This is a genomic window from Deltaproteobacteria bacterium (assembly GCA_020848905.1).
Classification (GTDB): Bacteria; Myxococcota_A; Polyangia.
On record JADLHG010000081.1, the window covers coordinates 1 to 3,401 of the forward strand.

A 3,401-nucleotide genomic window follows, 5' to 3' on the forward strand; every position below is an offset into this window, starting at 1 on the left:
ACCGTCGTCGAGGAAGCGGCTCAGGGCCTCGCGCTGGTTCAGCGCGTACCGGATGGCGGTGGAGATGGGCGTCTGGTCCAGCACCTTGGCTGCCTCGACCGTGCACCAGCCGAAGAGCTCGTCGAGGCCGGGCTTGGACTTCTCGAGGCGCGCCTGGTGTGATCGATCACAGCGAGCCGCGTGAATCTGGACCGGGGATCGTCGGGGATCAGGCTCCCAGAGTCGCCGTCGTCGTCGCTCGGTACTGGTGCAGGAGGGCGAGGAGCAGTGCTCGCGGACCTGGTCTTTTGAGGGGTCCGGGGAGACTGAAAACTTGTGGGCGGCCTGGGGAGAGGTAGTTCAGCGCCCCCGAGAACTCGCCGGCTAGAAGGACGAAAGACCATCCAGCGCCAACTGGATGGCCTCTCTGACGCGGCGTGGCCCGTGTGCGTGCCAGCTCGCGCTGAGCTGACTCGTACACCGGACCGCGCCGCGTTGCCAATGCGCGGCGGGCAGCGTGTGCGGTGGACGCCCTTCGCTTCGTCACGTGCGCCTGGCCGGAGTGCCGGCAGATGTTCTTCCTGTGCACCCGGTGCGATAGGGGCCAGCGGTACTGCGGGCGCGCGTGCCGCTCACGAGCGCGTCGGCGGACCCTTCGAGCGGCTGGGCGTCGGTACCAGGCCTCCTTCGACGGGGCACACGCGCACGCCAACCGGCAGGCCCGGTACCGCGCGCGGAAAGTGACGCATCACCCTCCCGATGCGACCGCCCCTCCGGCGACTGTCACGCCCGCCGTGAGCGCCGGCGCCATTTCGGCGCCGCCGAGCACCGCGGCCCAGGAGTCGAGCGATGGACAGGGAGTTCGCTGTTGGCGGTGTGGGGAGACGAGGCGATATCTGCGGCACGAGACGCTGGCGAGACATCGAGCGCGCTGGGCTCGGCGGTCTCCTTGAAGGAGGTGCCGCATGACGCTCCCGCTCGATGTGGTGACGAGGATTCGGCGGCTCCATTTCGCGGAACACTGGAAGGTGGGCACCATCGCGGCGCAGCTGGGCGTGCACCACGAGGCGGTGCGGCATGCCATCGGCATCTACGGATGGGGCGAAGCGGTCGGCGCCCGAGTGGTCCGCGAGTCGATGGTGCAGCCCTGGCTTCCCTTCATCCGCGGGACGCTCGAGCAGTACCCACGGCTGACCGCGACGCGGGTGCACGAGATGGTGAGAGCCCGGGGATACCAGGGCAGCGTGATGCATCTGCGTCGGTACGTGCGGATGTTGCGGCCGCAGGCTCGACGAGAGGCCTTCTTCCGGGTGGAGGCTCTGCCCGGCGAGGAGGCCCAGGTGGACTGGGGCCTCTTCGGGAAGGTGGCGGTGGGAAACGCGCAGCGCAGCCTGTGCTGCTTCGTGATGGTGCTCTCGTACTCCAGGGCGGTGTACGCGCACTTCGCGCTCGACATGTCGATGGAGAGCTTCTTGCGCGGCCACGTCGGCGCCTTCGAGGCCTTCGGCGGGGTCGCGCGCTCGATTCTGTACGACAACTTGAAGTCCGTCGTCCTGGAGAGGAACGGCGACGCTGTGCGCTTCAATCCCCGACTGCTGGAGCTGGCCGGCCACTACCATTTCGCGCCCAAGCCATGTGCTCCCTACCGAGGGAACGAGAAGGGCAAGGTCGAGCGGACCATCCGCTACCTGCGGGACAGCTTTTTCGCGGCGCGCCGCTTCAACGGCGTGGCAGACCTCAACCAGCAGCTCGGCCGATGGCTCAACGACACCGCGATGCAGCGGCCGTGGCCAGGAGCGCCGAACGGCAAGCGCGTCCACGACATGCTCGGGGAGGAGCGACCGAAGCTATTGCCATTGCCCGCAGTCCCCGCCTCCACGGACCGTGTGTCGGCGGTCGCCTCGGGCAAGACCCCGTACGTCCGCTTTGATGGAAACGACTACTCGCTGCCGCCGCGATTGCTGCGCAAGCCCCTCACTCTGGTGGCGACCGTCGACACCGTCCGGCTGCTCGATGGCTGCGAGGAGGTCGCTCGCCACGAGCGCAGCTACGACAGAGGTCGGCGTGTCGAAGATCGCGCCCACCTCGACGCACTGGCTGGAGAGAAGCGACGAGGAGCGGACCTGCGCGCGAAGGACGTATTGCGCACGGCCCTCAGGAACGCCCCCGCCTTCCTCGAAGCCCTCGTCACCCGGTCCTCCAGCCTCGCGCACGACGTGGCCCGGCTCGTCCGACTCCTCGAGCGCTACGGCGCCCGTGAACTCGACGCAGCGCTCGAGCAGGCGATGGGGAGGGGGGCGATCAGCGTGGCATCGGTGGCGCACCTACTTGATGAAAAGGCCCGCCGCCGCAAGCAGCCTCCGCCCATAGACGTGGTGGTCCCCGAATCAGTTCGTCACGTGCGGGTCACGCCACATGCGCTGGCTGACTACGACTCACTCTCGAAGAAGGACGGGGAGTCATGACGAGTGTCACGCTCGGCAAGCAGCTCGGGGAGCTCGGTCTCCACTTCGCTGCGGACAACCTCGATGACCTGGTGGCCCGCGCCACCAAGCACCGATGGGGGCCCACCGAATTGCTGGGCTACCTTGTCGTCGAGGAGGGCAAGCAGCGCACCGCCCGGGGCGTCGAGCGTCGCCTGGCCAGCAGCAAGCTGGGTCGCATGACACCGATGGCGAATTTCGACTGGGCCTGGCCGACTCGCATCGACAGGCCTGCCGTGGAGGCCGCCCTCACCCTCGACTTCATCGAGGGCGCCCGCAACATCGTCCTCATCGCGCCACAGGGCCTCGGCAAGACCATGATCGCGCAGAACATCGCCCACCAAGCCATCCTCCACGGGCACAGCGCGCTCTTCACCACCGCCTCGGCCATGCTGCTCGACCTCGGCGGTCAGGAGACGGCGCGGGCCCTTGATCGCCGGCTCAAGCACTACGAGCGCCCAACGGTCCTGGTCATCGATGAGGTCGGGTACCTCTCCTACGATGCGCGCAACGCGGACCTGCTCTTCCAGGTCGTCTCCCGTCGCTACGAGAGGAAGAGCCTCGTCCTCACGACGAACCTCCACTTCGGCGAGTGGGCCACGGTGTTCCCCAACGCGGCCTGCGCCACAGCCCTCATCGACCGTGTCGTGCATCACGCCGACGTGATCGCCATCGAGGGCAAGAGCTTCAGACGGCGAGAGGCAGAGGCCTCCAAGGCGAAGCGGGGGAGGTAGCGAACCATTCCGTGGCGGCGATCGCGATCACCGGCGATCGCCGCTCCGCATTTACGCGGATCCTCGTGATCGCCAACACCTGGCGCCGGGCCTCCGGGGAGAGCGATGCCCACTGACGCTCGAGCTCGAAGAGCCTCCGGAACAACGCGAGGGCGTGCTTGGCGCGGGAAGGGTCCGTCTCCAGCGCCTTGAAGAAGTACCTCCG

At 67.9% G+C, this 3,401-nt stretch carries 3 protein-coding genes; 2 read left to right on the forward strand and 1 reads right to left on the reverse strand.

The features are described 5' to 3' along the window. A partial coding sequence (locus IT371_30235; GenBank protein MCC6751970.1) for a transposase occupies window positions 1–186 on the reverse strand: 186 nt, incomplete at its 3' end. A 758-nt stretch (window positions 187–944) separates the two neighbouring features. On the opposite strand from IT371_30235, the gene IT371_30240 reads away from it, so the two are divergent. Beyond that, complete coding sequence (locus IT371_30240) at window positions 945–2,444, forward strand: IS21 family transposase (GenBank protein ID MCC6751971.1); 1,500 nt, start codon at window positions 945–947, stop codon at window positions 2,442–2,444. Continuing rightward, the gene (locus IT371_30245; protein MCC6751972.1) at window positions 2,441–3,196 is read left to right on the forward strand and encodes an ATP-binding protein; all 756 of its coding nucleotides are present in this window, start codon (window positions 2,441–2,443) and stop codon (window positions 3,194–3,196) included. Before IT371_30240 ends, IT371_30245 begins: the two co-directional genes overlap by 4 nt. Window positions 3,197–3,401: the final 205 nt, after the last annotated feature.

Coding starts and splice junctions, on each gene's coding strand:
- IT371_30240 (MCC6751971.1), top strand. CDS start 945: ATGACGCTCCCGCTCGATGTGGTGACGAGGATTCGGCGGCTCCATTTC.
- IT371_30245 (MCC6751972.1), top strand. CDS start 2,441: ATGACGAGTGTCACGCTCGGCAAGCAGCTCGGGGAGCTCGGTCTCCAC.